This is a genomic window from Calothrix sp. NIES-2098, from assembly GCF_963875125.1.
Classification (GTDB): Bacteria; Cyanobacteriota; Cyanobacteriia; order Cyanobacteriales; family Nostocaceae; genus Aulosira.
Genome location: NZ_CAWNKJ010000001.1, coordinates 1776568 through 1798768, shown reverse-complemented (window position 1 = coordinate 1798768; position 22201 = coordinate 1776568). Strand labels below are relative to the sequence as shown.

20 protein-coding genes and 1 tRNA gene are annotated in these 22201 nt (G+C 41.6%); 11 read left to right on the top strand and 10 right to left on the bottom strand.

Features of this window, described 5'->3' with window-relative positions; genetic code table 11:
• The first annotated feature begins 315 nt into the window (after positions 1-315).
• The gene (locus tag AACU33_RS07435; RefSeq protein WP_096587901.1) at positions 316-2004 is read left to right on the top strand and encodes a DUF3352 domain-containing protein; all 1689 of its coding nucleotides are present in this window, start codon (positions 316-318) and stop codon (positions 2002-2004) included.
• A gap of 116 nt (positions 2005-2120) precedes the next feature.
• Positions 2121-2780, top strand: a complete 660-nt coding sequence (locus AACU33_RS07430) for a Uma2 family endonuclease (RefSeq protein WP_096587899.1) — start codon at positions 2121-2123, stop codon at positions 2778-2780.
• A 58-nt stretch (positions 2781-2838) separates the two neighbouring features.
• Here AACU33_RS07430 and mscL read toward each other — a convergent pair whose 3' ends face one another.
• Positions 2839-3270 (bottom strand): large conductance mechanosensitive channel protein MscL, encoded by a 432-nt coding sequence (mscL, locus tag AACU33_RS07425; protein WP_096587898.1) that lies wholly within the window; start codon positions 3268-3270, stop codon positions 2839-2841.
• 209 nt (positions 3271-3479) lie between these two features.
• On the opposite strand from mscL, the gene AACU33_RS07420 reads away from it, so the two are divergent.
• Together AACU33_RS07420 and AACU33_RS07415 are read left to right on the top strand one after the other, a co-directional pair.
• A complete protein-coding gene (locus AACU33_RS07420) occupies positions 3480-4400 on the top strand; it encodes a class I SAM-dependent methyltransferase (protein WP_096587896.1) in 921 nt (306 codons plus the stop codon).
• Positions 4393-5343 carry a PrsW family glutamic-type intramembrane protease gene (locus AACU33_RS07415; RefSeq protein WP_096587894.1) on the top strand — a complete coding sequence of 317 codons (951 nt, stop codon included), beginning with the start codon at positions 4393-4395 and terminating at the stop codon, positions 5341-5343. Before AACU33_RS07420 ends, AACU33_RS07415 begins: the two co-directional genes overlap by 8 nt.
• 173 nt (positions 5344-5516) lie before the next feature.
• Here AACU33_RS07415 and AACU33_RS07410 read toward each other — a convergent pair whose 3' ends face one another.
• From AACU33_RS07410 to psbD, 7 genes are all read right to left on the bottom strand, one after another.
• Positions 5517-6392 (bottom strand): 6-carboxytetrahydropterin synthase, encoded by an 876-nt coding sequence (locus AACU33_RS07410; RefSeq protein ID WP_096587893.1) that lies wholly within the window; start codon positions 6390-6392, stop codon positions 5517-5519.
• Between the two features lie 121 nt (positions 6393-6513).
• Positions 6514-7200 (bottom strand): J domain-containing protein, encoded by a 687-nt coding sequence (locus AACU33_RS07405; RefSeq protein WP_096587892.1) that lies wholly within the window; start codon positions 7198-7200, stop codon positions 6514-6516.
• Between the two features lie 15 nt (positions 7201-7215).
• Complete coding sequence (gene cysK, locus AACU33_RS07400; RefSeq protein WP_096587891.1) at positions 7216-8178, bottom strand: cysteine synthase A; 963 nt, start codon at positions 8176-8178, stop codon at positions 7216-7218.
• A gap of 71 nt (positions 8179-8249) precedes the next feature.
• Positions 8250-8687 carry an Rrf2 family transcriptional regulator gene (locus AACU33_RS07395; RefSeq protein WP_096587889.1) on the bottom strand — a complete coding sequence of 146 codons (438 nt, stop codon included), beginning with the start codon at positions 8685-8687 and terminating at the stop codon, positions 8250-8252.
• Between the two features lie 197 nt (positions 8688-8884).
• Positions 8885-10657, bottom strand: coding sequence for an iron uptake porin (locus AACU33_RS07390; RefSeq protein ID WP_096587887.1), 1773 nt, complete (start codon positions 10655-10657; stop codon positions 8885-8887).
• 422 nt (positions 10658-11079) lie between these two features.
• Complete coding sequence (locus AACU33_RS07385; RefSeq protein ID WP_096587885.1) at positions 11080-11361, bottom strand: 4a-hydroxytetrahydrobiopterin dehydratase; 282 nt, start codon at positions 11359-11361, stop codon at positions 11080-11082.
• A 557-nt stretch (positions 11362-11918) separates the two neighbouring features.
• Complete coding sequence (gene psbD, locus AACU33_RS07380) at positions 11919-12974, bottom strand: photosystem II D2 protein (photosystem q(a) protein) (protein WP_096587883.1); 1056 nt, start codon at positions 12972-12974, stop codon at positions 11919-11921.
• Between the two features lie 411 nt (positions 12975-13385).
• Between psbD and AACU33_RS07375 the strand changes: the two genes are divergently transcribed.
• From AACU33_RS07375 to AACU33_RS07355, 5 genes are all read left to right on the top strand, one after another.
• Positions 13386-13658 carry a hypothetical protein gene (locus AACU33_RS07375; RefSeq protein WP_096587881.1) on the top strand — a complete coding sequence of 91 codons (273 nt, stop codon included), beginning with the start codon at positions 13386-13388 and terminating at the stop codon, positions 13656-13658.
• Between the two features lie 13 nt (positions 13659-13671).
• The gene (locus AACU33_RS07370) at positions 13672-14349 is read left to right on the top strand and encodes an ABC transporter ATP-binding protein (protein ID WP_096587880.1); all 678 of its coding nucleotides are present in this window, start codon (positions 13672-13674) and stop codon (positions 14347-14349) included.
• A 217-nt stretch (positions 14350-14566) separates the two neighbouring features.
• On the top strand, positions 14567-15118 hold the full coding sequence (locus tag AACU33_RS07365) for an NYN domain-containing protein (RefSeq protein ID WP_096587878.1): 552 nt from the start codon (positions 14567-14569) through the stop codon (positions 15116-15118).
• Positions 15119-15259: 141 nt separating this feature from the next.
• A tRNA-Asn gene (locus AACU33_RS07360) sits at positions 15260-15331 on the top strand.
• 23 nt (positions 15332-15354) lie between these two features.
• The gene (locus AACU33_RS07355; RefSeq protein ID WP_096587876.1) at positions 15355-16554 is read left to right on the top strand and encodes an aminotransferase class V-fold PLP-dependent enzyme; all 1200 of its coding nucleotides are present in this window, start codon (positions 15355-15357) and stop codon (positions 16552-16554) included.
• Between the two features lie 23 nt (positions 16555-16577).
• Here the strand turns inward: AACU33_RS07355 and AACU33_RS07350 are convergent, their stop codons facing one another.
• Both AACU33_RS07350 and AACU33_RS07345 read right to left on the bottom strand, forming a co-directional pair.
• The gene (locus AACU33_RS07350; protein WP_096587874.1) at positions 16578-16991 is read right to left on the bottom strand and encodes a hypothetical protein; all 414 of its coding nucleotides are present in this window, start codon (positions 16989-16991) and stop codon (positions 16578-16580) included.
• A 136-nt stretch (positions 16992-17127) separates the two neighbouring features.
• The gene (locus AACU33_RS07345) at positions 17128-19320 is read right to left on the bottom strand and encodes a CHASE2 domain-containing serine/threonine-protein kinase (RefSeq protein ID WP_096587873.1); all 2193 of its coding nucleotides are present in this window, start codon (positions 19318-19320) and stop codon (positions 17128-17130) included.
• A 383-nt stretch (positions 19321-19703) separates the two neighbouring features.
• Between AACU33_RS07345 and AACU33_RS07340 the strand changes: the two genes are divergently transcribed.
• Together AACU33_RS07340 and AACU33_RS07335 are read left to right on the top strand one after the other, a co-directional pair.
• Positions 19704-21824 (top strand): TonB-dependent receptor plug domain-containing protein, encoded by a 2121-nt coding sequence (locus AACU33_RS07340; protein WP_096587871.1) that lies wholly within the window; start codon positions 19704-19706, stop codon positions 21822-21824.
• 72 nt (positions 21825-21896) lie between these two features.
• Positions 21897-22193 carry a hypothetical protein gene (locus tag AACU33_RS07335; RefSeq protein ID WP_096595179.1) on the top strand — a complete coding sequence of 99 codons (297 nt, stop codon included), beginning with the start codon at positions 21897-21899 and terminating at the stop codon, positions 22191-22193.
• Positions 22194-22201 lie beyond the last annotated feature (8 nt).

Genomic DNA, 22201 nt, shown 5'->3' with positions numbered 1-22201 from the left:
TTGGATATCACCTTAAGAGTCTCTTCTCGATAGATGCCAGTTGAGTACAAATACTCTCACGTATTTTTATAGCTTAGGATAGCCTGCTACTATTTAGCAGCGTATTTTTTTCAAATAAACAACACACTATTTACGGATTTGCTTCTCATTCTGTTGTAGTAATTCTAGAAGTAGTTTAAAACTATTGGTGTATAGTAATACTAATTTTATCAGTGAATACCGATAGGTTGGTAAAACTTATAAATAATTCCGAAAAGTCTACAATGACGTTTTCACTTACCTCCATAAAAATTGGTGGAACAGAGGATAATCACAATGCCAGAAAGTAAATCAAAGATTTTAATTCCTGCTATTAGTACGGCTATAGTTCTGGTAGGAGGCGCAGCTGCCTATATGTATTTTAAAGGCGGCCCTACTGGAGGTAGCTTAGATGCTTTGGGTAGCGCTAAAGTATTACCTTCTTCAGCATTAATGGCAACTTACATTACTACTGACCCACAAGCTTGGGCGAAGTTGCAACAGTTTGGCACTCCCGAAGCACAACAGCTAGTGGCCAAAGGTTTAGAGTCTTTCAATCAAGATATGTTGAAAGATACTAACATTTCTTATGAAAAAGACATACAGCCTTGGGCTGGCGGTGTGATGGTTGCCATACTACCACCAACTGCGGTTAAACCTGCACAATTTAATTCCCCTGCTGCACCTAATAAACCCATTAAGTTACAGTCGGAACCAAATGTCTTATTAGTAGTAGGAATTAAAGACAAAATTGCTGCTTTAAATTTTGGCAATAAATTGAAAGCACAAAAAGATGTTCAATTCCAAGAATCTGATTACAAAGGTGAAAAAATCACCGAAGCTAAAGGTAAAGGCAAACCTACCTATAGTGTAATTTTAAACAATAGCCAAATAGTATTAGCTCCGGAAAAGCAAGCTGTAGAACAAGCAATTGACACCTTTAAAGGACAACCCTCTTTTGCCACTAAAGAAGGTGCAAGCAATATTCTCAGCAAAGGTGTGGATGTCAAAAATACCCTAGCCCAAATTTATATCCCTGATTATGCGGGTATGGTACAACAGTTAGCAGCTGCTAATCCCCAAGGGACACAATTACCACCCCAAACCCTCAAGCAATTGCAGCAAGTGAAATCTATGGTGGCGGGTGTGGGTGTTGATGATGCAGGTTTGCGGCTAAAAGCGATCGCTAATTTAGATCCACAACTAAATAAATTTCAGTATCAAAATACTCCGGCGAAGATAGTAGGACAGTTCCCCACGGATACCTTTGCTTTAGTTAGCGGACAAGGTATTAGTCGTACTTGGTCAACCGTACTAGAACAGTCAAAAGATTACCCAGAATTTAATCAAGCAGTCGCACAGGTTCGCCAACAACTCAAAGCAGTCGCCAATTTGGACTTAGATAAAGAGGTTCTCGGCTGGATGGATGGAGAATTTGCTTTAGGCACGATTCCATCCAATCAAGGTATATTAGCCAGTATAGGTTTTGGCGGAGCTTTGTTATTTGATACCAGCGATCGCAAAACTGCGGAAAGCACTCTCAGCAAACTCGATGACCTGGTGAAAAAGCAATCACTCAGCGTTGCGCAAAGAGATATCGGCGGTAAAAAAATCACTGAATGGCAAATCCCTCAGCAAGGCGCTTTATTAGCTCATGGGTGGCTAGATCGAGATACTGTATTTATAGCGCTTGGCAGTCCGATTGCCGATGCGATCGCGTCTAATAAGGGCCAATCACTAGAAAATAGCGACACCTTTAAAGCGGTGACAGGTTCTTTACAAAAACCCAATGGCGGCTATTTCTATGTCGATATGGACAAAACCATGACTTTGGTGAATCGTTTTGCGGCGGCTAGACCCGTACCACCAGAAGCCAATGCTATTCTTAGTTCTATTCGGGGTTTAGGTGTAACTGCTACCAGTCCTGATAAATCCATCAGTCAAGTAGAAATGTTGTTAGCTCTCAAACCAAAAACTACCAAGTAAAGGAAAAGTGGGGAATGTAACTGATAGTTCATTCCCCATTAAGATATCAATGGCAATAGGCGATCGCTCCATCATGACAGCGCTAAAATAAACCCATAAATCGCAATGCCATAGCCATGTCCCTCGCCAAAGAATTAGACACTGACCAAGACATCCAAGAAGATGTTATTCTTCCTCCAGGTGACTTATACAGCGATGAGCCTCCCTTGGAAACTGAACTGCATCTACGGCAAATAATCCTACTTTTGAAATGTCTGGAATGGTTGTGGCGCGACAGAACTGATTTCTACATTGCTGGCAATCTTACTATTTACTACAGCCTGAATAAACTCAAAACCGAAAGCTTCCGAGGCCCAGATTTTTTTGTGGTACTAGACACCGAACGCAAAACACGAAAAAGTTGGGTAGTTTGGGAAGAAGATGGCAAATATCCTAATTTTATTCTGGAAATTCTTTCGGAATCAACAGCTAATACAGACAAAGATTTAAAGAAAAAAATTTATCAAAATACCTTTCGCACCCCCGATTATTTCTGGTTTGATCCCTACACATTAGAATTTGCAGGGTTTCACTTAGTTGATGGTCAATATCAACCTCTAGAACCAAATACTCAAGGACATCTCTGGAGTCAGCAGCTTGGTTTATATTTAGGAATTCATCAAGGACTTTTACGATTTTTTACAACCGCCGAAAAATTAGTACCAACCCCAGAAGAAACAGCAGAAAAATTAGCAGCTAAACTCCGAGAATTAAATATAGATCCAGATACAATTTAACGATTTAAAAAATGCAATAGATGTATGTGTAAGGGTGGGGAAACCCACCCTTTAAAATTTAAAATTGAGGATTACGAGATTCTAAAGTTTGTGTCAACCTATCTAATGCCCCAGTTAATCTTTCTTGAGCTATAAGGTTGGCGTCTGGTAGTGGAGGTTCATCTGCTACTTCTTCTTTTTTCTTGAACCTTTGTAAAGCTCGAATCGCTAAAAACAAGACCAAAGCAATAATTACAAAATCAACTATTGAGCCGAGAAACTTACCGATCGCAATTCCAGGGCCAATGGTGATTGTTCTCCAATCTTTGCCTGCTACAGCAACAAAGGGATTAATTAATGGCATAATCACATCTTCCACAAAAGAGGTGACAATTTTGCCAAAAGCTCCACCGATAATCACAGCGATCGCCAAATCAACTACATTACCTTTAAGCGCAAAGTCTTGGAAATCTTTTAAAAAACCGCTTGCTCTTCTTCTTGCTCGTACCATATTTGTCGTTGATACTAAAAGGTTGCCAGAGTAGGTAAAACAGATTTTTCTAAATATTGACATCTTATCAGCCTGAGATTCATGTATTTTATAAAGTTATGTATTGAATGGCAGAGTTACAGGATGGACTTGTAAAATGGCATCTGCTGCTAGACTGGCCTCTAGCAATATGTCATAAGTAAAAAAGGCTGTTGAGCGCAAATTAATCTATGACTGCTGCTGTAAATAATGCTCCTGGTTTAGCTTCTCGTTTGGTAAATGGCATACTGGCGATCGAGCCTTTAGCCAACCTAGCCAAGCACCGCGCCAGACAAATGATGATTAAACGTGCCGAAAAAATGGGCGTACCTTGGACGAAAGAAGTACAAGAACTGCAAGCACGTGATTGGACAACCGAGTTAGCTAAAGTAGAAAATTCTCAGCTTTCCTACCCAGACTACTACCTCACCTCATTCCACGCTTACGAAACCGGAAATATGAGTTGGCAAGCTGCTTTTGAGGTAGAACCAGCAGCTTATGCTGTTCACGCGAAGATTTGGCAGGGTGCTGAAGCTCAAGGTGATGTAAAGCTGCGCCAAAGTTACCACGATATTTTGAAAAACCAAATCCCTCAAGAACCGCAAGATATTTTAGACTTGGGATGCAGTGTGGGTATGAGTACCTTCGCCCTACAAGCACTTTATCCCCAAGCGAAAATCACTGGTTTAGATTTATCACCCTACTTCTTAGCTGTTGCCGAATACCGATCGCAACAACGTCAGGCGAAAATAAATTGGGTTCATGCACCAGCCGAGACTACTGGATTACCAGATGCATCCTTTGATTTAGTGTCGATTTTTCTAGTTTGTCATGAATTACCCCAGTCACCAACCAAGCAGATTTTTGCCGAAGCGCAGCGTTTGTTGCGTCCTGGCGGTCACTTGGGCATCATGGACATGAATCCTAAATCAGAAGCGTTTGCAAAAATGCCACCTTACATTTTGACGTTGCTCAAAAGTACTGAACCGTATCTAGATGAATACTTCAACTTAGATATTGAACAAGCTTTAGTAGAGGCGGGTTTCCAAACTCCTACTATCGCCACTAACAGCCCCCGTCACCGCACTGTCATTGCTCAAGTGCGTGGCTGATTTCTTATTGCTGCTGTGGGCAGTCATACCACCACTACTGCTACTTGTTTACTACTATTACCGCGTTCTTACTGCCCCTTCATTATTCAGGTTACTGTTGTTATTTATCTGTGGGGCGATATCTGGTTTTATCGCCCTCAGTTTAGAAGTAGCTTTTGAAACTGTAGCCAACTGGTTTGTAAACTGGCAGCAGATTAAGTATTCGCTTTTTGGTATTGCCCTACGGCAACTAGTTGAAATCGGACCAATTGAAGAAGGTTGTAAGTTAGTAACGGTCATTGTTTCCACCTACTATCTACAAAGCAGGTATCGATTACGCCCTAGTACTGTTTTCCTTTTTACCATAGCTGTTGCTCTAGGATTCACCGCCCAAGAGAACTGGATTTACCTTTACTACAACACAGCATCAATTCTTGACCGTAGTATTGGTACTCCAGTTCATGCCATTTTCTCTGCACCTTGGGGATACGCCCTAGGCATGAGGTTAAATCAAAATCGAAATTTGCTATTTAAGGCTTGGCTAAATTCTGTCGTCTGCCATGCTTTAGTGAATGTTCTATCTAGTGCCTGGCGCTATTCACCACCTCTAAGCTTCCTTAGCTACGGCTTATTTCCATTTCTGCTGTGGATGTTTTGGCGGATGGAACAATTACTCCGCAGAGTCGAAGGCAAACCTCCAATTACCGTAATATCTGGTTACACACTCCAACAACGTTACTGGCAAAGGGGTTTAGTGGTATTTGCTTTGATGCTAGGTGGTAATGCGATTTTTGGGTTGTTTCTTTTAGCCAGAAATCTCAGTCCTCTAAGTTGGCAGCAACTTTTTTATCATAGGGTTTTGTGGTTTATACTGAGCAGGTTTTTATTCAATTTAAATTTTGCAGTTATTGCGTGGCTGATTTATCGTTATTTGCGACGACAAGTCCAACGACGATATTTTTAAAATATGATGGGGAAATACTAAGGGGGTTCTATGCAAACAACTCCAGTGCGTTGGACGACTGCCGATCTTGAGTTATTTGCATTAGTAAGTAAATTTTTTTAGCTTGGCTGGGGAAAATTTTGTCATTGGTAACAGGTAAAAGAAAAATTTCTTACCAATTACCAATTCCTAGATTAATTAACCCGCGCTAATATTGGCTGATTTGCTGTTGCACTGACTGAATTTGATTCAGAATCAGTACAGTAGATTTCGCAAGAGTTATTCGGGCTTTCGATTAGTTTAACTTTGTGCAGCTTGGCTCCCAATTTTTGCACAGGCGATCGCAGTAAATTACTAATGTAAAGTGCGATATTTTCAGCAGTAGGCACGACTTCGGCAAAGTAGGGAATATCTTTATTTAAAAAAGTGTGATCGAATGGTTCTACCACACGATCTTCAATTACCTGATTCAACGCTCCTAGATCTACAATCATGCCAGTGCGTTGGTCAATTTCCCCTTTAACAGTCACTTCTAAATGATAATTATGTCCATGCCCGTGGGTACGAGCGCACTTACCGTAAATCTTTGCGTTTTCTTCGTTACTCAGATTCGGGTGAGCCAGCCGATGGGCGGCGCTAAAGTGAGTGCTAATGGTGAGGTAGGCTTCCATTGAGTTTCCCATATAATCTGCCCAAAGTTCAGGATGTTCAAATAGCTGCACGCGGACTAAAGGTAGGTGAGGTGCTAACCGTTGCCAAATCACCCGTGCAATATTCTCAGTAGTAGGCAGAGTTTGTTGAAATTCTGCCCACACATCGTTGAGGTAAGAAAAGTCCAGTTGGCTGGTAACTTCCCGCTTGATTACGTGTTTCACATCAGACAAGTTCAAAACCATGCCATATTCATCTAATTCCCCAATTAAGGAAATAAATAAGACATAGTTATGCCCGTGTCCCGGAAACTTAGAGCAAGCCCCAAATTGCTGAGTGTTCTCAGCTTCGCTTAGTTCCGGTAGCCAATAGCGATGACTTGCCGAAAACTGAGCGCGGCGATTTACGATACATTGCATGAGTACACTGGGAGCAAAATTTAAAATTTCTTAATCTTTCTCTATATCCAGCATAAACTAATTTCAGCCGCTTCGCGGAATCAATAGTCCACAGTCCAGAGTAATTGACCTCTACCAATGACTATTTCACAGATGCTTGCGCTTCGTAGTGTAATCTTGTGGCAATACGGAAGAGTTCTTGACCTGTGTGTAAATAATGCTCGTCGTAATTTAACGGAAAATAAGCTAACTCTTCCAAACCATCGGCTACTTGATTCAGGCTGTAGTAGAGATGAGCCGCTGTCCTGGCTAGGCTGGGCGGATTTGGTAGAGAACGAAAAGCTATTTGCGCTTGCTTGAGGTCATCTTTACAGGCCTGTAAGTAATCTTGAAATTCTTCTAACAACTCATCATCAAAAGGATCGGCGGCTAGTGTTTCAATTTGCTCTTCTAGGGAATTAAGAATGTTACCCAGCAAGCGATTGACTGGTTGATAAACTAGGCGCAACCATTCCTCAACTAATTCATCAGCATCTTTTCCTGTTTTTCTTGTTGCTTGGTAATGTCTTTGTGCTGATGCTGTACGCTGTTGGCGACTATTTAAGTTCTGAGAAGTATTCTTGAGTTGTTGGTCGTAATTTAACCGAGTCTGAGTATCGCTTAAAACTTCATAAGCCGCGTTAATGCGGATAATCTGCTCTTTATCTGCTGTTTCTTGATTACTATCAGGATGAAATAATTTCACCTGGCGGCGATAAGCTTGCTTAATCTCCGCCTGGCTAGCATTGGGATTAACTTTGAGAATTTCGTAGTGGTTATAATCGACCATTAATCCGATTGATAGCTAGCTGATGCTAGCTGCTACTTTGTCTTCTAGGTCTTGAAACAAAGGTGTCGTTAAATACCTTTCTCCAAAACTTGGCTGAATTACTACAATTAAACGCCCTTCGTTTTCTGGACGTTGGGCAACACGAATAGCGGCACATAACGCTGCACCACTGGAAATACCAGATAGTAGCCCTTCTTCTCTGGCTAAACGCCGACCATAGGCGATCGCTTCTTCATCGGTGACTGTAATCACTTCATCAATCAATTCTAGCTTCAGCACTTGGGGAATAAATCCAGCACCAATTCCCTGAATTTTATGTGCTCCTGGTTTTCCTCCAGATAATACTGGGCTATTACTTGGTTCAACAGCGATCGCTTGAAAAGTTGGCTTACGTGCTTTGATTACTTCTGCTACACCAGTAATCGTACCACCAGTTCCGACCCCTGCCACAATCGCATCTACCTGACCATCGGTATCTTCCCAGATTTCCTCGGCGGTAGTTTCTCGATGGATTTTAGCATTCGCTGGATTGCGAAACTGCTGCAACATATAGGCGTGTGGAGTTCTATTCACTATCTCTTGTGCCCGTCGAATTGCCCCACTCATACCTTCAATTCCTGGTGTTAGTTCCAGTTCGGCTCCATAGGCGCGCAACATTGCCCGTCTTTCCCCACTCATGGTTTCGGGCATGGTCAAAATTAACCGATAACCCTTAGCTGCGGCTGCCATTGCTAGCGCGATTCCCGTATTACCAGAAGTCGGTTCCACCAATACCGTTTTCTGCGGAGTAATTAGTCCCTCTTTCTCGGCGGCACTAATCATGCTAACCCCTATGCGATCTTTCACAGATGCAGATGGGTTCATACTTTCCAATTTCACTACAATCTGAGCCACACAACCTTCTGCTTGAGGAATGCGGTTCAGTTTGACTAAAGGTGTACGTCCAACGAGTTCTGTAATGTTATTAGCAATTCGCATAATTATTCCTTAGTTATTTAGTTATTAGTCCAGAGTCAATGAACTGTGGACTTTTGACTTTGGACTTTTGATTAAATGTAGTACATAATATCCAACTGCCGTCGAGAATCTCGCTTATCGCAAAGATCCTGAAGCGAATATTTTTGGAAAACTGAGTTTGCAGCCTGACAAGCTTCTTGCCAGATTTCTGCGATCGCACCCCCATCTACTGTTCTGCGATTAATCTCTCCTTGATTAGCCTGTATATCTAAACCTTCCAAACATTCCAATATCTCGAACAGAGTAATTTTCTTGGGTTCGCGAGCTAATAAATAGCCACCTTTAGAACCTCGCTGGCTCTTGATTATACCCCCCCGCCTCAAGGTTGCTAGTAGCTGTTCGAGATAGCGATCGGGGATGTTTTGTTGTGCAGCAATTTGCCGAATTTGCATCGGTTCGCCGCTTTGATAATTAGTTGCCATCTCTAATAAGGCCAAAATTCCATATTCAGACTTACACGATATTTCCACAGGCAGTAATCAAGAATGAAGGATAAAGCATGAAGGATCAACAGTATTCATACTTCATACTTCTTCTAGTATACTCCGGTTCCTCACTAGGGTTTATGCCCTACTAAGATCGAAAATAAAAACCCCGCTATCAAGCAGGGTTTAGTAGAGTTCAAATTTTTATGTACACTTATTGAAACTTGAGTAAGGCTCTAGTTCTAGAAGGTAAATGTGGTTCTGAGCGTACCGATGAATGCGTTTTCCTCAGCATCGTTTTGGCCAGGCGCTCTCAACCAGATGATACCGGGAGTAACAGAGATATTATCGGATACGCGATATTTGTAGAAACCTTCTACTTGAATTGGTGCATTACCGCCACCAGTAACTACACCTGGAACTGCACGATTTCTAGAATAGGGTTGTGCGCCAGCGAAGATACCCAATACGTTACCTTTCTTACCAAAGTCAGGTAAGGCTACGCCACCACCATAACTCCAAGCTTCAAAATCGTTACCAGCGCCAGGGCTTGTCAGATCGTGGTAAGTAACGAAGCCACTAATTGACAAATTATTGCTGGGTCTGAATGCTGCTGAGATACCGTAGGAGTTACTGGTATATCCATTACCAGTTACTTCTCCTAGATAGTTGGCTTGACGGGTACCAACGACACCACCTACAGGTAGGCCATTCTTGGCGTCAAGACCAGCACCGGAATCAAATAAAGAAGTACCTGGAGAGTGATAACCATGAACGTAGGTAGCAGCCAGGGCCAAGCGATCGCCAACAGCAAAGTTCAACTGTCCTAAAGCAGCATAATTACCATTGAATAAGCCGCGATCGTCACCAGGGCTATTTGCATCAGATGCCAAGTAACCTAGAGTGATGGAACTTGGTTTGAAGATGCTGCCACCGCTGCTGAAAGGTATATTCAGCGCTATACCAGCTCCACCACCAATCCGATAGATGGGGCTTTCAGAAGCAAAGGTAGTTAAAGCACCGTTACCACCGTCAGTTTTGTCAAAGAAGTAGGGGTTGTTGACAGCAGCGTAATGACTATGGCGTCCACCGTTGGCTGCGATATAAACTTGAGCTGGCCCAATGGGAACTTCGTAGGTCAATCTGTCAATGATGACGCCGTTGGTACCAGTGCTACCGACTTCATAGGTTTGTTTCCCTTCAGCGGTAGGAATTACCTGATTAGCTGCGCCTCTAAAGCTGAAAGCTGATGCATTACCAGCTGCTAGACGAGTTGTTAACTTATCTCTACCAGTGAAGCTGGTTTCCAAGCCTAAACGCACTCTGTCTTGGAAAACTGTATTGTTAGCATCACCGGTGTTGTTGCCAAAAGCATCGCTCACAGCAAACACAGCTTCCCCAACCAGTTTGGTGGTGGTAGAGAACTGATGGGCTTCCAATTCAGCAGTACGTGCTTCTAAGGAGTCAACACGACCGCGTAAGGTGGCGAGTTCTGCGGAAAATTCTTCTTGCAACCGCTGTAAGGTTGCCAAATCTTGTTTTGTTACCAAATCAGCTGTCGCTGTGGCAATCAATTCGTTAACCCGATCTAAACAGGCATTTAAACCAGCGGCAAATTCGTAACGGGTTAAAGCACGGTTCCCGCGATAGGTGCCATTGGGATAACCAGCGATACAACCATAGCGCTCAACCAAGGACTGTAATGCTTGGAAAGCCCAGTCAGTTGGTTGAACATCGGAAAATTGTGAAACTGATGTTACTTGAGCTTGAGTGTTGCTAGCACCCTCTTTGCTGTAGCGGGTAACTTGCTCTAAAACTTTAGCGTCATCGCTAGCAGGGGCTGCTTGAGCTATGATTTCTGCGGGCTTTTGAGCAACTTCAGCAGTAACTTGTTTATCTGCTGGGGTTACTTCGGTTGTGGTGCTTGGAGCTGCCATTGCTGTTGTTGACACTAACAGCGTTGCTCCTAAAACTGCTGGGCTAACGACCAGGGATTTCCACAAAATATTAGACATTTTTTCTTTTCTCCTCACACCTTGTATAGATAATTGTGTTTTTTGCACCTATTCTCAAATATGCGACATCTTGTTGGAACTTTTGGATGAGGCATAGTTGCCACTACTACAATTTTAGTTTTTGCCAAGCTAATAACTGATTAACTGGATGTTAAAAATTGATGTAATTAACTTATGCAAAAACACAACTTCATAGCATAACATTATAAAACATCTCAGAGACATGGCAACCTAACAGCGATCGGCTCAACAACTGTCACATCACTAACCTAATATATCTAAGTTGATAGTAGCTCTAGAGAAATCACTAAATCACTATTTACCTAAGTAATCAGTATGAATTGCGTACATCAGGATGCATAAATAATATTTATTGTCTTCTGCCTCCTGTATTTTGATATTTAGCTTTCCTAGAGAAATTACTAATTAATTTGAGAAATTACTGCTGCTAGATCGAAGTCTTTCTGAGTTAAGCCACCAGCATCGTGTGTAGTTAATTGGATTTTAACTTTGTTATAAGAAATCTCTATATCAGGGTGATGTCCTGCGGACTCAGCAGGTTCTACCAGTTTATTCACAAACTCAATTGCCTGGATAAAATCTTTAAAGGTGCGGGTAGTTTTTATCGTAGACCCTGCAACTGTCCAACCCGAAAGCACACTTACCCGTTGTTGAATTTCCGTCTCAGTGAGTAGCTGCGCCATATTCAAAAATACCTTTATTTGTAATATAGGCTACACTTCATTCAGAAATGACTATCTGTATTTTTACAGTATCTAGTATAGAGATTTTAAATGCTTTATGAAATCTAAATCTTATTTAAAGGTTCACCCATAAAAAACTATCCGCCCTGATTTAGATCTGCGGATCTAAGTCAGGGCGGTCTAGTCGGGTCTTCAGATTGCAACCAGACTGCTGGAAGGAACTCCTAGCTTAGCCTAGTGACTTGAGTTAAACTTAGTATCTTCAAGATAACTAAGGCTAACTTTAGAGAACAGCCCCAGCACACAGCCGGCTAACTGCAACCTGATGACCCATGCATTTACTACTTTCTATCATGGGCATCACCTCCTTGTTGCCTAAGCGGTCTTAGTATCAATAAGGCAGAGTACTTGACTCTGGGTTCACAACCTTTATCAAATATAGCATATAAATTTTCAATAAAAAACTAAAACCATAGAAAAAATCCCCCACTTTAAAAGTGAGGGATTTTGAAGAATGGGGTAATGATGAATGCTAAAGGGAAATTAACACATCATTATTAGAGAGCGTTACCACGAGGTAGAACTTCTTCAGGGAATACAAATTGTTCGTGGGGCTGATCTTGAGGAGCCATCCAAGCGCGGATACCCTCGTTCAGCAAAATGTTCTTGGTATAGAATGTTTCAAATTCTGGGTCTTCAGCCGCCCGCAATTCTTGCGATACGAAGTCATAAGCCCGCAAGTTGAGAGCGATACCGACGATGCCAATGGCTGCCATCCACAAACCGGTGACTGGCACAAACAACATGAAGAAGTGTAACCAGCGTTTGTTGGAGAACGCAATCCCGAAAATCTGTGACCAGAAACGGTTTGCTGTCACCATTGAATAGGTTTCTTCTGATTGCGTTGGGTTGAAGGCGCGGAAGGTGTTTGCTGCTTCGCCATCTTCAAATAGGGTGTTTTCGACTGTGGCACCGTGAATCGCACACAACAATGCACCACCCAACACACCAGCAACACCCATCATATGGAAGGGGTTGAGGGTGAAGTTATGGAAACCTTGTACGAACAAGATGAACCGGAAGATTCCCGCTACACCAAAGCTGGGTGCAAAGAACCAGCTCGATTGTCCCAAGGGGTACATCAAGAAGACGCTGACGAATACCGCAATGGGAGCCGAGAATGCCAATGCGTTATAAGGACGAATGCCTACCAGACGGGCGATTTCAAATTGCCGCAACATGAAGCCAATTAGACCAAAGGCTCCGTGGAGAGCGACGAATGTCCATAAGCCGCCGAGTTGACACCACCGGGTGAAGTCTCCTTGGGCTTCTGGTCCCCACAGCAATAACAGGGAATGTCCCAAACTATCTGCTGGGGTGGATACGGCTACTGTGATGAAGTTACAACCTTCTAAATACGAAGATGCTAAACCGTGGGTGTACCATGACGTGACGAAGGTTGTTCCGGTCAGCCAACCGCCAAGTGCTAGGTATGCGCAGGGGAACAATAATATCCCTGACCAACCTACGAATACAAAGCGATCGCGCTTCAACCAGTCGTCTAGAACGTCAAACCACCCTCTACTGGGGGCGCGTCCAACTGCGATGGTCATTAGAGCAAATCTCCAAATGTTATAAGTACAGGTTTTGACTTTTGTATTATAGATCGCCGTTGTTTGGCTTCTATAACCAGAAAGTGAACTGAATTGTCAATCCACTTAACAATTTTTTACTGTCTCTAATTATCTTAGGTGTAAATCGCTAATTTTTCCAGGGGATTTTTAATTTAATTTAATATTTATACAGATTAGTCCGCTTAGAGAGTAATGTAGATCTTTTGTTTACGTAGCTACTCTTATCTGAAGAAGAACAAGCCCGTTACTAACAGCTGGGCGTCTTACAGATTCAATAACCACACAAAAGCCTTGAACTCTACCCTTGAATGTATCTGACAGACTTGTACCCACCTGAGGTAAGGCAGCTAGCGCTAGAATGAGTCCTACAGTTAAATTGATGAATGCTAAATGTTTACTATCGACTTAACCGTCAGAAACACAGCTTACCCAATCTCGGTGCAACGTAAGTCAGCAGAAGATGCTGAAGCTGTCTACCAACTAATTTTGGCAGCAATGCGATCGGGTAATCCTGACATTGTGGAACTCAAGTGCGAAGGCAAGACAGAGAAAAAAATTGCTGTTCGTGCTAGTGAAATTTCTGGAGTGCAGATTCTTCAGAAAGATGGTGTCACTACTAGTAGTGGTAGACCACCTGGTTTTGTGGCCCTAACTACTGAGTGAGCAGGGTAGAAAAATGGTGGAAGTGGGCATCGAGGTTAAGGATTTACAGTTCAATTGGCCTAGTGGCGAGACAGCAATTAAATCTTGCTCTTTAAAAGTACCCAGAGGTGAGTTTTGGATGCTCTTGGGTACAAATGGCAGTGGTAAATCAACATTACTCAGACTGCTGGCGGGACTATTAGCTCCCACATCAGGTGAGATTCGGGTTTTACATCCCGTTGGTTTTGTCTTCCAAAATCCCGACCATCAACTGGTAATGCCAACAGTTGGTGCAGATGTGGCTTTTGGATTAGTGGAAGAAAAATTACCGCCTGCTACAGTCAGAGCAAGAGTAGAGGAGGCTCTAGGAGCAGTGAATTTGCAAACCCTGCAACGACGGCCGATCTATGCGCTCAGTGGCGGACAAAAACAACGAGTAGCAATTGCTGGTGCGATCGCCCGTTGCTGTGAAGTCCTATTATTAGATGAACCCACTGCCTTACTAGATCCAGATAGCCAACTGGACTTGGTAGCTAGCGTGCGTCGCCTGGTGAAAACTCGCGGGATCACAGCTTTGTGGGTAACGCATCGCCTTGATGAGTTAAATTACTGTGACGGAGCTTTCTTGTTAGAAAATGGCTCTCTTGTAGATCGAGGTGAAGCACTGCGCCTGAAACAACGTTTGATGGAAGTAGACAAAGCTACATCTTAAAAATCTCTATTTTTCCAGTTCTTTGTCTGAAGCTCATAATCCAACACCAATAATTTAAAGAACTCAAACGCGCTTTAAAAAGGCGCGTTTCATGTTTTTACATAATCTAATAGCACAACTTTCATAGTGTGTAACATAGTGTTACAAGCAATGCTTCAATTACTATATAAAGTTATGAACGAATCTTGCCAACTCTATATAACTGTGATTGAAAACCATGCCCCGTCCCTCACCCGAAGCCGTTTTGTTAGTAGACGGCTACAACATAATTGGCGCTTGGCCATGTCTAAAAAGAACTCGTGATAATGCAGGACTAGAAGCAGCACGAGTAGAATTAGTTGAAACGATGACTAGTTATAGTTCGTTTCAAGGTTATGACACGCAAATAATTTTCGATGCTCAATATCAAAATACCTCTTGTAATAAAGAAATTATTACAGAGCTTTTATCAGTTCATTACACTGATTTTGGGCAAACGGCAGATACATACATTGAGAAATTTTGTGCGTCTTTACGCTACCAAATCGCACAATCTCGAATTTCTCGCGTGATTGTCGCCACATCAGATCGGGCACAGCAGCTGATGGTACAGGGGTATGGAGCTGAATGGTTGTCCGCACAACAACTTTGTGGCGAAGTGGAAACTACTGTTTGTCGAATGCGACATCGGTATCAGTCACGCAAAAAATCCAATAGCAGATTTTTAGCTAATTCCATAGATGCCAAGTCTCGTCAGCGTCTGGCTGAACTGCGGATGGAATTGAAATAAATTTCATTATTAAGAGTCTCTGCTTTAAATCCAGAGTCTGTTTTGGCTGCAAAAATCATCAAATTCAGTATTTAAAAAAAATTTCGCAGCAGTACTTGCCAAAACCTATCTCTTACCATTACTATAATAAATCGTGAGCAATCCTCAGTAGCTCAGCGGTAGAGCGATCGACTGTTAATCGATTGGTCGCTGGTTCGAATCCAGCCTGGGGAGTTAAATAAGATAAAGGATAAAGTATGAAGGATGAAAAAGCACATTTCAAACTTCATGCTTCGGAGTTTCAGGAATTATGGTCGCTCGATCGCTCGGTGACGTTTCTGAATCATGGGTCTTTTGGTGCTTGCCCGAAAGCAGTGCTAGCTGTTCAGCAAAAATTGCGATCGCAACTCGAGCAAGAACCACTACGCTTTTTTGGTAGAGAGTGGGAACCACTGCTAGATAATGCCAGAAGCAAATTGGCAGAGTTTGTGGGTGCTGATAGCCAAGATTTGGTATTTGTAAACAATGCAACAACTGGTGTTAATTCAGTTTTGCGTTCCCTTTGCTTCGCTGCTGAAGACGAAATTCTCACCACTAACCACGAGTACAATGCTTGCCGTAATGCCCTAGATTTTATTGCCAGTCGCACTGGGGCGCGGATAGTAGTAGCACAAATACCTTTTCCTATTGAATCGCCACAGCAGGTAATAGCAGCTGTAATGGGACGAGTGACTGCTAAGACACGGTTAGTACTTTTAGATCATATTACCAGCCAAACAGGGTTGATTTTCCCGATTCAGCAATTAGTTAAAGAATTGCAACAGCAAGGCATCGATACATTAATAGATGGTGCCCACGCGCCCGGAATGATACCGCTGAATTTGCAAGAAATTGGCGCAACTTATTACACGGGTAATTGCCATAAATGGCTCTGTGCGCCCAAAGGAGCAGCGTTTTTGTACGTGCAACGGAATAAACAACCAAATATTCGTCCTCTCACTATCAGCCACGGTGCAAATTCACCCAGAACTGATAAAACACGCTTTCAATTAGAATTCGATTGGACTGGTACAGACGATCCTACCGCTTATATGTGCATACCAGAAGCGATCGCTTTTATGGGTTCATTGCTACCTGGTGGCTGGAGTGAATTAATGCAGCGAAATCATCAGCTAGTATTGCAAGGAAGACAAATACTTTGTCAAGCACTAGAAGTCTTACCATCTTGTCCTGATGAAATGATTGGTTCTATGGCAGTTATACCCATGTCTGCTGCATGGGAAAACCGTCATTTTATGTCTGTACACGATGAGTTATTTGATAAATTTGGCATTCAAGTACAGGTGATACCTTGGTATGAATCGCCAAAATTACTACTGCGGATATCGGCGCAAATTTATAATACGCTCGAGCAGTATATATATTTAGCAAAAGCACTGAGCGAATTACACCTTTAATTATGACCAAAGTCACATTTTGTCTACATTGCAGCTTTGATAATACTATTGTCAATAACGCGAACCTCAAAGGTTATACCTGACTTTTTAGGCAACCATCCTATTTGCATAGCTTGTTTTATCCATAACGCTACATCTTTTGGTGTTACTGGGGTTATTTCATACCTCGGCTCAATCCTCCAAGCTCGAACCTCTGTAACTCCATCTTGAGGTTGTATCGGCACGAATTCGCTATTAGTGAGGCTGTAACCCTGTGGATGAAGCCTATCAGTAATAATTACTAATACCGATCCATGCTCAGTAGCGTGTTCTACTGCAACATGGATATGTCCATCAGTATAGTCTGCTTGGCAGTTGGTAGCTTGTCTTCGGATTAGCCAGATGAATGGTTCTCCATCAACTATTATCTTTCTCGTACCTTTTTTCGGTATTGACATCTCTGTTGCTAACTCAACCCATTTATTTAAATAGATGTGACTTTTAACATAAACTGTAGTTATGGCAAGGAGATTTGTAGGGGTGGCGAAACCCCAGCCGTGACGACAATCCTGAACCCTATCCCCCTACCTCAGCCTAGAGATTTTCTAACTTATTAAACACTTCTATTGCTGACTGATATCTTTGTGTAAAGTCTAGATGTACCATTTTGTCTAAGACTCTGACAAATTCTTCTGTGGTTTCAGCTAATTCCCACCAATACTGCCAAATTGGTTGATTAGTTAGAGACTCAACTTGGATAATTACTGCACCTGTATTTGTATCTCTGCGAAATACTTTTGGGTATACCCCTGTTAAAGCTTGGATGCCAATCATACCCAAGGCATAAATATCGCTGTTGAGTGTGGGTTGACCACTCATTTGTTCGGATGGAGCATAACCTGGTGTACCAATAGCAATAGTTTGAGTTTCTTGTTCTTGAGGTTGAACTTGTTTCACTGCACCAAAGTCAATTAATACAATGTGTCCATCTGCTTTGCGCCTAATCAAATTACTAGGTTTGAGATCTCGATGAATTACACCGTAGCTGTGGATAAAAACCAGCACTTGTAAAATTTCTTTAAGGATAGCTATAACTTCAGCTTGTTTGAACCGCTTACCAGGAGTTATTTCATCAGTAAGGGAATAGCCAGAAATAAATTCTTGCACTAGATAAAACTGCTGATTTTCTTCAAAAAAAGCTATTAAATGTGGTATTTGTGGATGCTTACCCAAAATTCCTAAAATTTCTGCTTCAGTTTTGAACAGGCGTCTGAGAACAGTTAAATATTCTGTATCTTGGCTGGCAGGTCGTAACTGTTTAACCACACACTGGGGACTACCTGGATGCTCGATATCTTCAGCCAAATAGGTATAACTAAATCCACCAGCACCTAAATTACTAACGATTTTATAGCGTTTGTTAAGTGTGGTGGTTAATGGAATTTCTTGGGTTGGTGGATAGAGGGTTTTGCTCAGTACTGTTTCTTGCTCTACGGTGCTTCCACTCTGTCTGGCAAGGACTTGCAATTGAGCAATTAGTTCTTTTTGCTCTTGCACCCGTTGCATCATTGCTGCTTGTTCTTGCTTACTCTGGTAGGCTGTATAAGCTAATACGCTACCAGCAGCAGCAATTAATCCCAAGGCGGGAGATACTACCGGAAACCACCCTGCTTGAGTAAAAATCACAAAGTTGCTGCCAAATAAAGCTACTAATGTTGTTGCTTCTGCCAGTCCTAAGCCAACTGGATGTTGAATACGCCAAGCTATTAATCCACCTACTAGAGTCCATCCCCAAATCCACAAAACTTCTCCCCAACTGGGTAAAAACCAAAACAAAGGCTGCTTGTTGAGAACCACACTCAAAATCTGACTAACGCTGTAAGCATGAATCTCAACACCTGACATCTTGCCAGAACGATCTGACTTCCCAGTAGTGTAAGGTGTATTAAAAATATCATTAAGGCTAGCTGCTGTGGAACCAATCAAAACTATACGGTCTTTTACCAAATCTGGTTTTACTTGGTCTGTAAGCAGTTGCGTAATTGTAACCTGCTGGGCAATTTGATGGGGAGAACGATAGTTAAGCAGAATTTGATAGCCACTTGTATCTGCTTTTTGATAACCCCCTGCATGAGGTTGTAAAGGTTTAAATACAATATTACCCAGTTGCAGTTCTCGGTTAGCAGTAAATTGCGGTTGAATACCTCCTACTGCTAAATATTTGAGTGCTAATTGCAAGCTTAAGGAAGACACACTTTGACAAGGATCGTTAGCATCTGTACTGACTGATAAGAGATTGCGACGAATTACGCCATCAGTATCTTCGACAACATCACTGAATCCGACTCTTTCTGCTTCGATTCCTTGGGGGGGTGGTGTTCCCGGATTTCCAGAACTTGCTGCTTCAGAATGTTTGCATATAGGGATGATAATATCGCTTTCTTGTAGGCGTTTGAGTAGTTTTTCGTGTCCTGGTTGTACGGGTAAGTCACGAAAAATATCTAAACCAATGGCTCGCGGTTCATATTCCTCAAGTTTACCTAATGCCCGATCTAAAACTTCACCAGAAAGTGGCCAGTTCCATTTTTGCAGATCCTTTTCCCCTACTGCCACAATCAACAAACGCGGATCTATCCCAGGATCGGCTCGCATTTGCATCATCTGGTCGTAAACCTTCAATTCTAACGGCTCTAAAACTCGTATTTTCTGAATTCCTAGCAGTAAAACTGTAATTACTGCACTAGAAATAATAGCTGGCTGTGTAAATAAATTTTTGAAATTTAACATATTACTAGTTTTCAATAATAAGTATTTTTTTATACTAGATTTTGTTGATGAGAATTATTCGTTCCCATTTACAACTTGTAAGAAATTGACGATCGCTCCTAGTCAGGACTCAAGTGTGGGCTACTAGATAAAATCTATAATTTCATCTTTACCTTAAATATGCATCAAAATCGCGATCGCTGACATTTCGGGACAAGTAAGAAATTATACTTATTGCTTAATGTGACATATAATAAAATTATCAAATCTTGAAAAGCTGCATTTTACTATAAGATTTCTCGTATTTAAGGCTGGGGATAACTACGACGGCTTGTCTTTTGACATCTACAAGAAATAACCGGAAAAATAGCATCTAGTGACTGTTTTTACCTGGTGTGAGAAACGTGAATAAGTGTCTTTTTCTGCATCTGCCAGTTATTTTACAAAGCTTACTGGTAGCAGCTCCTGCTTTGTCTGTCGAAACTGAAATTAACCAGAAACCTACTGATAAATTACATCAAATAATTTCTAATATTCCCGATTTAAGTGATATTCAGCTACCCGCTAGTAATGCTGAATTATTAACACAAGAATCTACACCGGGTGAAATTAACCGGGAAACTCAACCAATACAAGAGGAAACACAAGACTCAAATTCTACAGATAATGCCGACATCACTATCGAAGTGATTGGAGAAGAAGACACTTTACCTAAGTCCACTCCAACTTATGTAATCGAGCAAGAAGAAATTAAAAAACAAGGTGCTAATAGTGTAGCTGATATCTTAAAAAGAATGCCAGGTTTTGCTGTTAATGATGCAGGACATGGTGCTGATATTCACACAGGTACATATTACCGAGGTGCTTCAATTAATCAGTCTGTATTTTTGATTAACGGTAGAAGAATTAATAACGATGTCAATACTTATCATGGTGCAACTGATTTAAATAGTATTCCTGTAGAAGCGATTGAGCGAGTAGAACTATATAGCGGTGCTGCTTCTACTTTATATGGTTCTTCAGCTTTTGGAGGAGTTGTTAATATCATCACCAAAGAAGGTTATGGCCAGCCTAAATTGAGTAGTAGTGTAGAATTTGGCTCATTAAGTCAAAACAATCAACAAGTGAGTTATGGTGGCTCTACTGGTTCCGTGAAGTACAATTTCAGTTTTGAAAGATACTTTACAGATAACCGTTACCGCGTTCCCGTAGGAGCAGCAAACCGCGATGCTGAGGGATTTTTATTCAATGCAGATACAGCCACAAGTACTTACTTTGGAAATATTGGCGTAGATTTGGATAAAAGAAATTCCCTCAATTTTGATATTACTAAATTAAGCAGTCGTCGAGGTTTAATTTATTTCGGCTTTCCTCTACAAAGAGACCGATTAGACCATGATGGACTGAATACTGGCTTATCTTGGAAAACTCAGTTAGGTCGTGGAGAAAATTCTACTCTGACAACTACATTAGGTTATAACCAAAATTATTTCAGTACGTATGGCCCTACAGTTTTTCAAGGACAGGAATATTATCGTACAGGTATTTTAGACACACAACAACTAACAGCTAGGCTAGATCATGCCTGGAAATTAACTTCCAATAATCAATTGCGTTGGGGGTTGGATTTAAAAAATACCGATTTATCTGGTAATACTTTAAGTACCAGCCCTAATCGAATTGCTAATAACGAAACTGAATATAGGAGTATATTTACCACAGCTTTATTTGCAGTTAATACTTTAAATATCAGCAAGAATTTTTCGTTAGATTTAGGGCTGAGACAAAGTTTTGATGGACAATTTGGCAATTATTTAAATCCTAGTGTCGGTTTACGTTATGCTGTCGCACCAAGCATTGCTGTGCGTGGTAGTTGGGCTGGAGGACAGCGCAATCCTGGTTTAGATCAGTTATATGTTTACGATACGGTTCATGGTTGGGAACCAAATCCCGATTTAAAACCAGAAACAGGTTCTTCTTGGACTGCGGGAGTCGATATCAATTTTTCAGAGAATTTAACTGGACAGTTTACTTACTTTGGCAGTAGTTTAGACAATCGCCTAGGAGTGATAGCTGGAAAATGGCAAAACATTGGGTTGGTAGATACTAATGGTTTAGAGGCGGCGTTACAATTAAAATTTGCTCCGGGTTGGTCAACTTTTATCAACTACACTTATACAGATGCCCAAATTAAGACCGGAGATGAAAAAGGCTTACAGTTAGGTTTAATTCCCTATTCTGTACTGCAAACAGGTATTGGTTATCAAAATTCAGGATGGCAGGCTAATTTGTATATTACTTACAACAGTGGCGCTCGTAGATCCATCTTTGCCAAAGCTGGTGACAGGCCTACAGATTTCGCGCCATCTTTTGTAAATTTAGATTTGAGTGGTCGCATTCCTTTAAATAGAAATTTAGGATTGATTGTTTACTTAGAAAATTTACTAGGCGAACAATACGAGCGTGTGAATCGGATTTATAGTCCTGGGTTTACTTTTCGCATAGGTTTATCTTCAGAGATATAGATAGAGATGAGATGTAGAGATATTGCGATTCGCATATTCTCTACATTTTCCCAATCAATTACAATGGCTGATATGAGAGCCAGAATTGACAATGAAGTGCTAATCATCAACCACGAGGACTTACCAGAGTTTAAAAAGGGCGGTTCTGTGGTGCGAAATTCTTATTTTTGGGCGCTACGTTCCATCGCTGGTAAATCTGGACGTTATCGTGATTGGGAATACGAACCAGAAGTTTGGCTGGCGTTGGCGCGAATGCTGATGTCGTTTGCGGAATCTGGGTATTTGGGTTACAGAGAAACTTTGTTAGAATTTCCCCAATCTCAAGAGCAAATTCCCGATTTACTGCGAGATGTGGCAACTTGGGAGTAGAAATATTT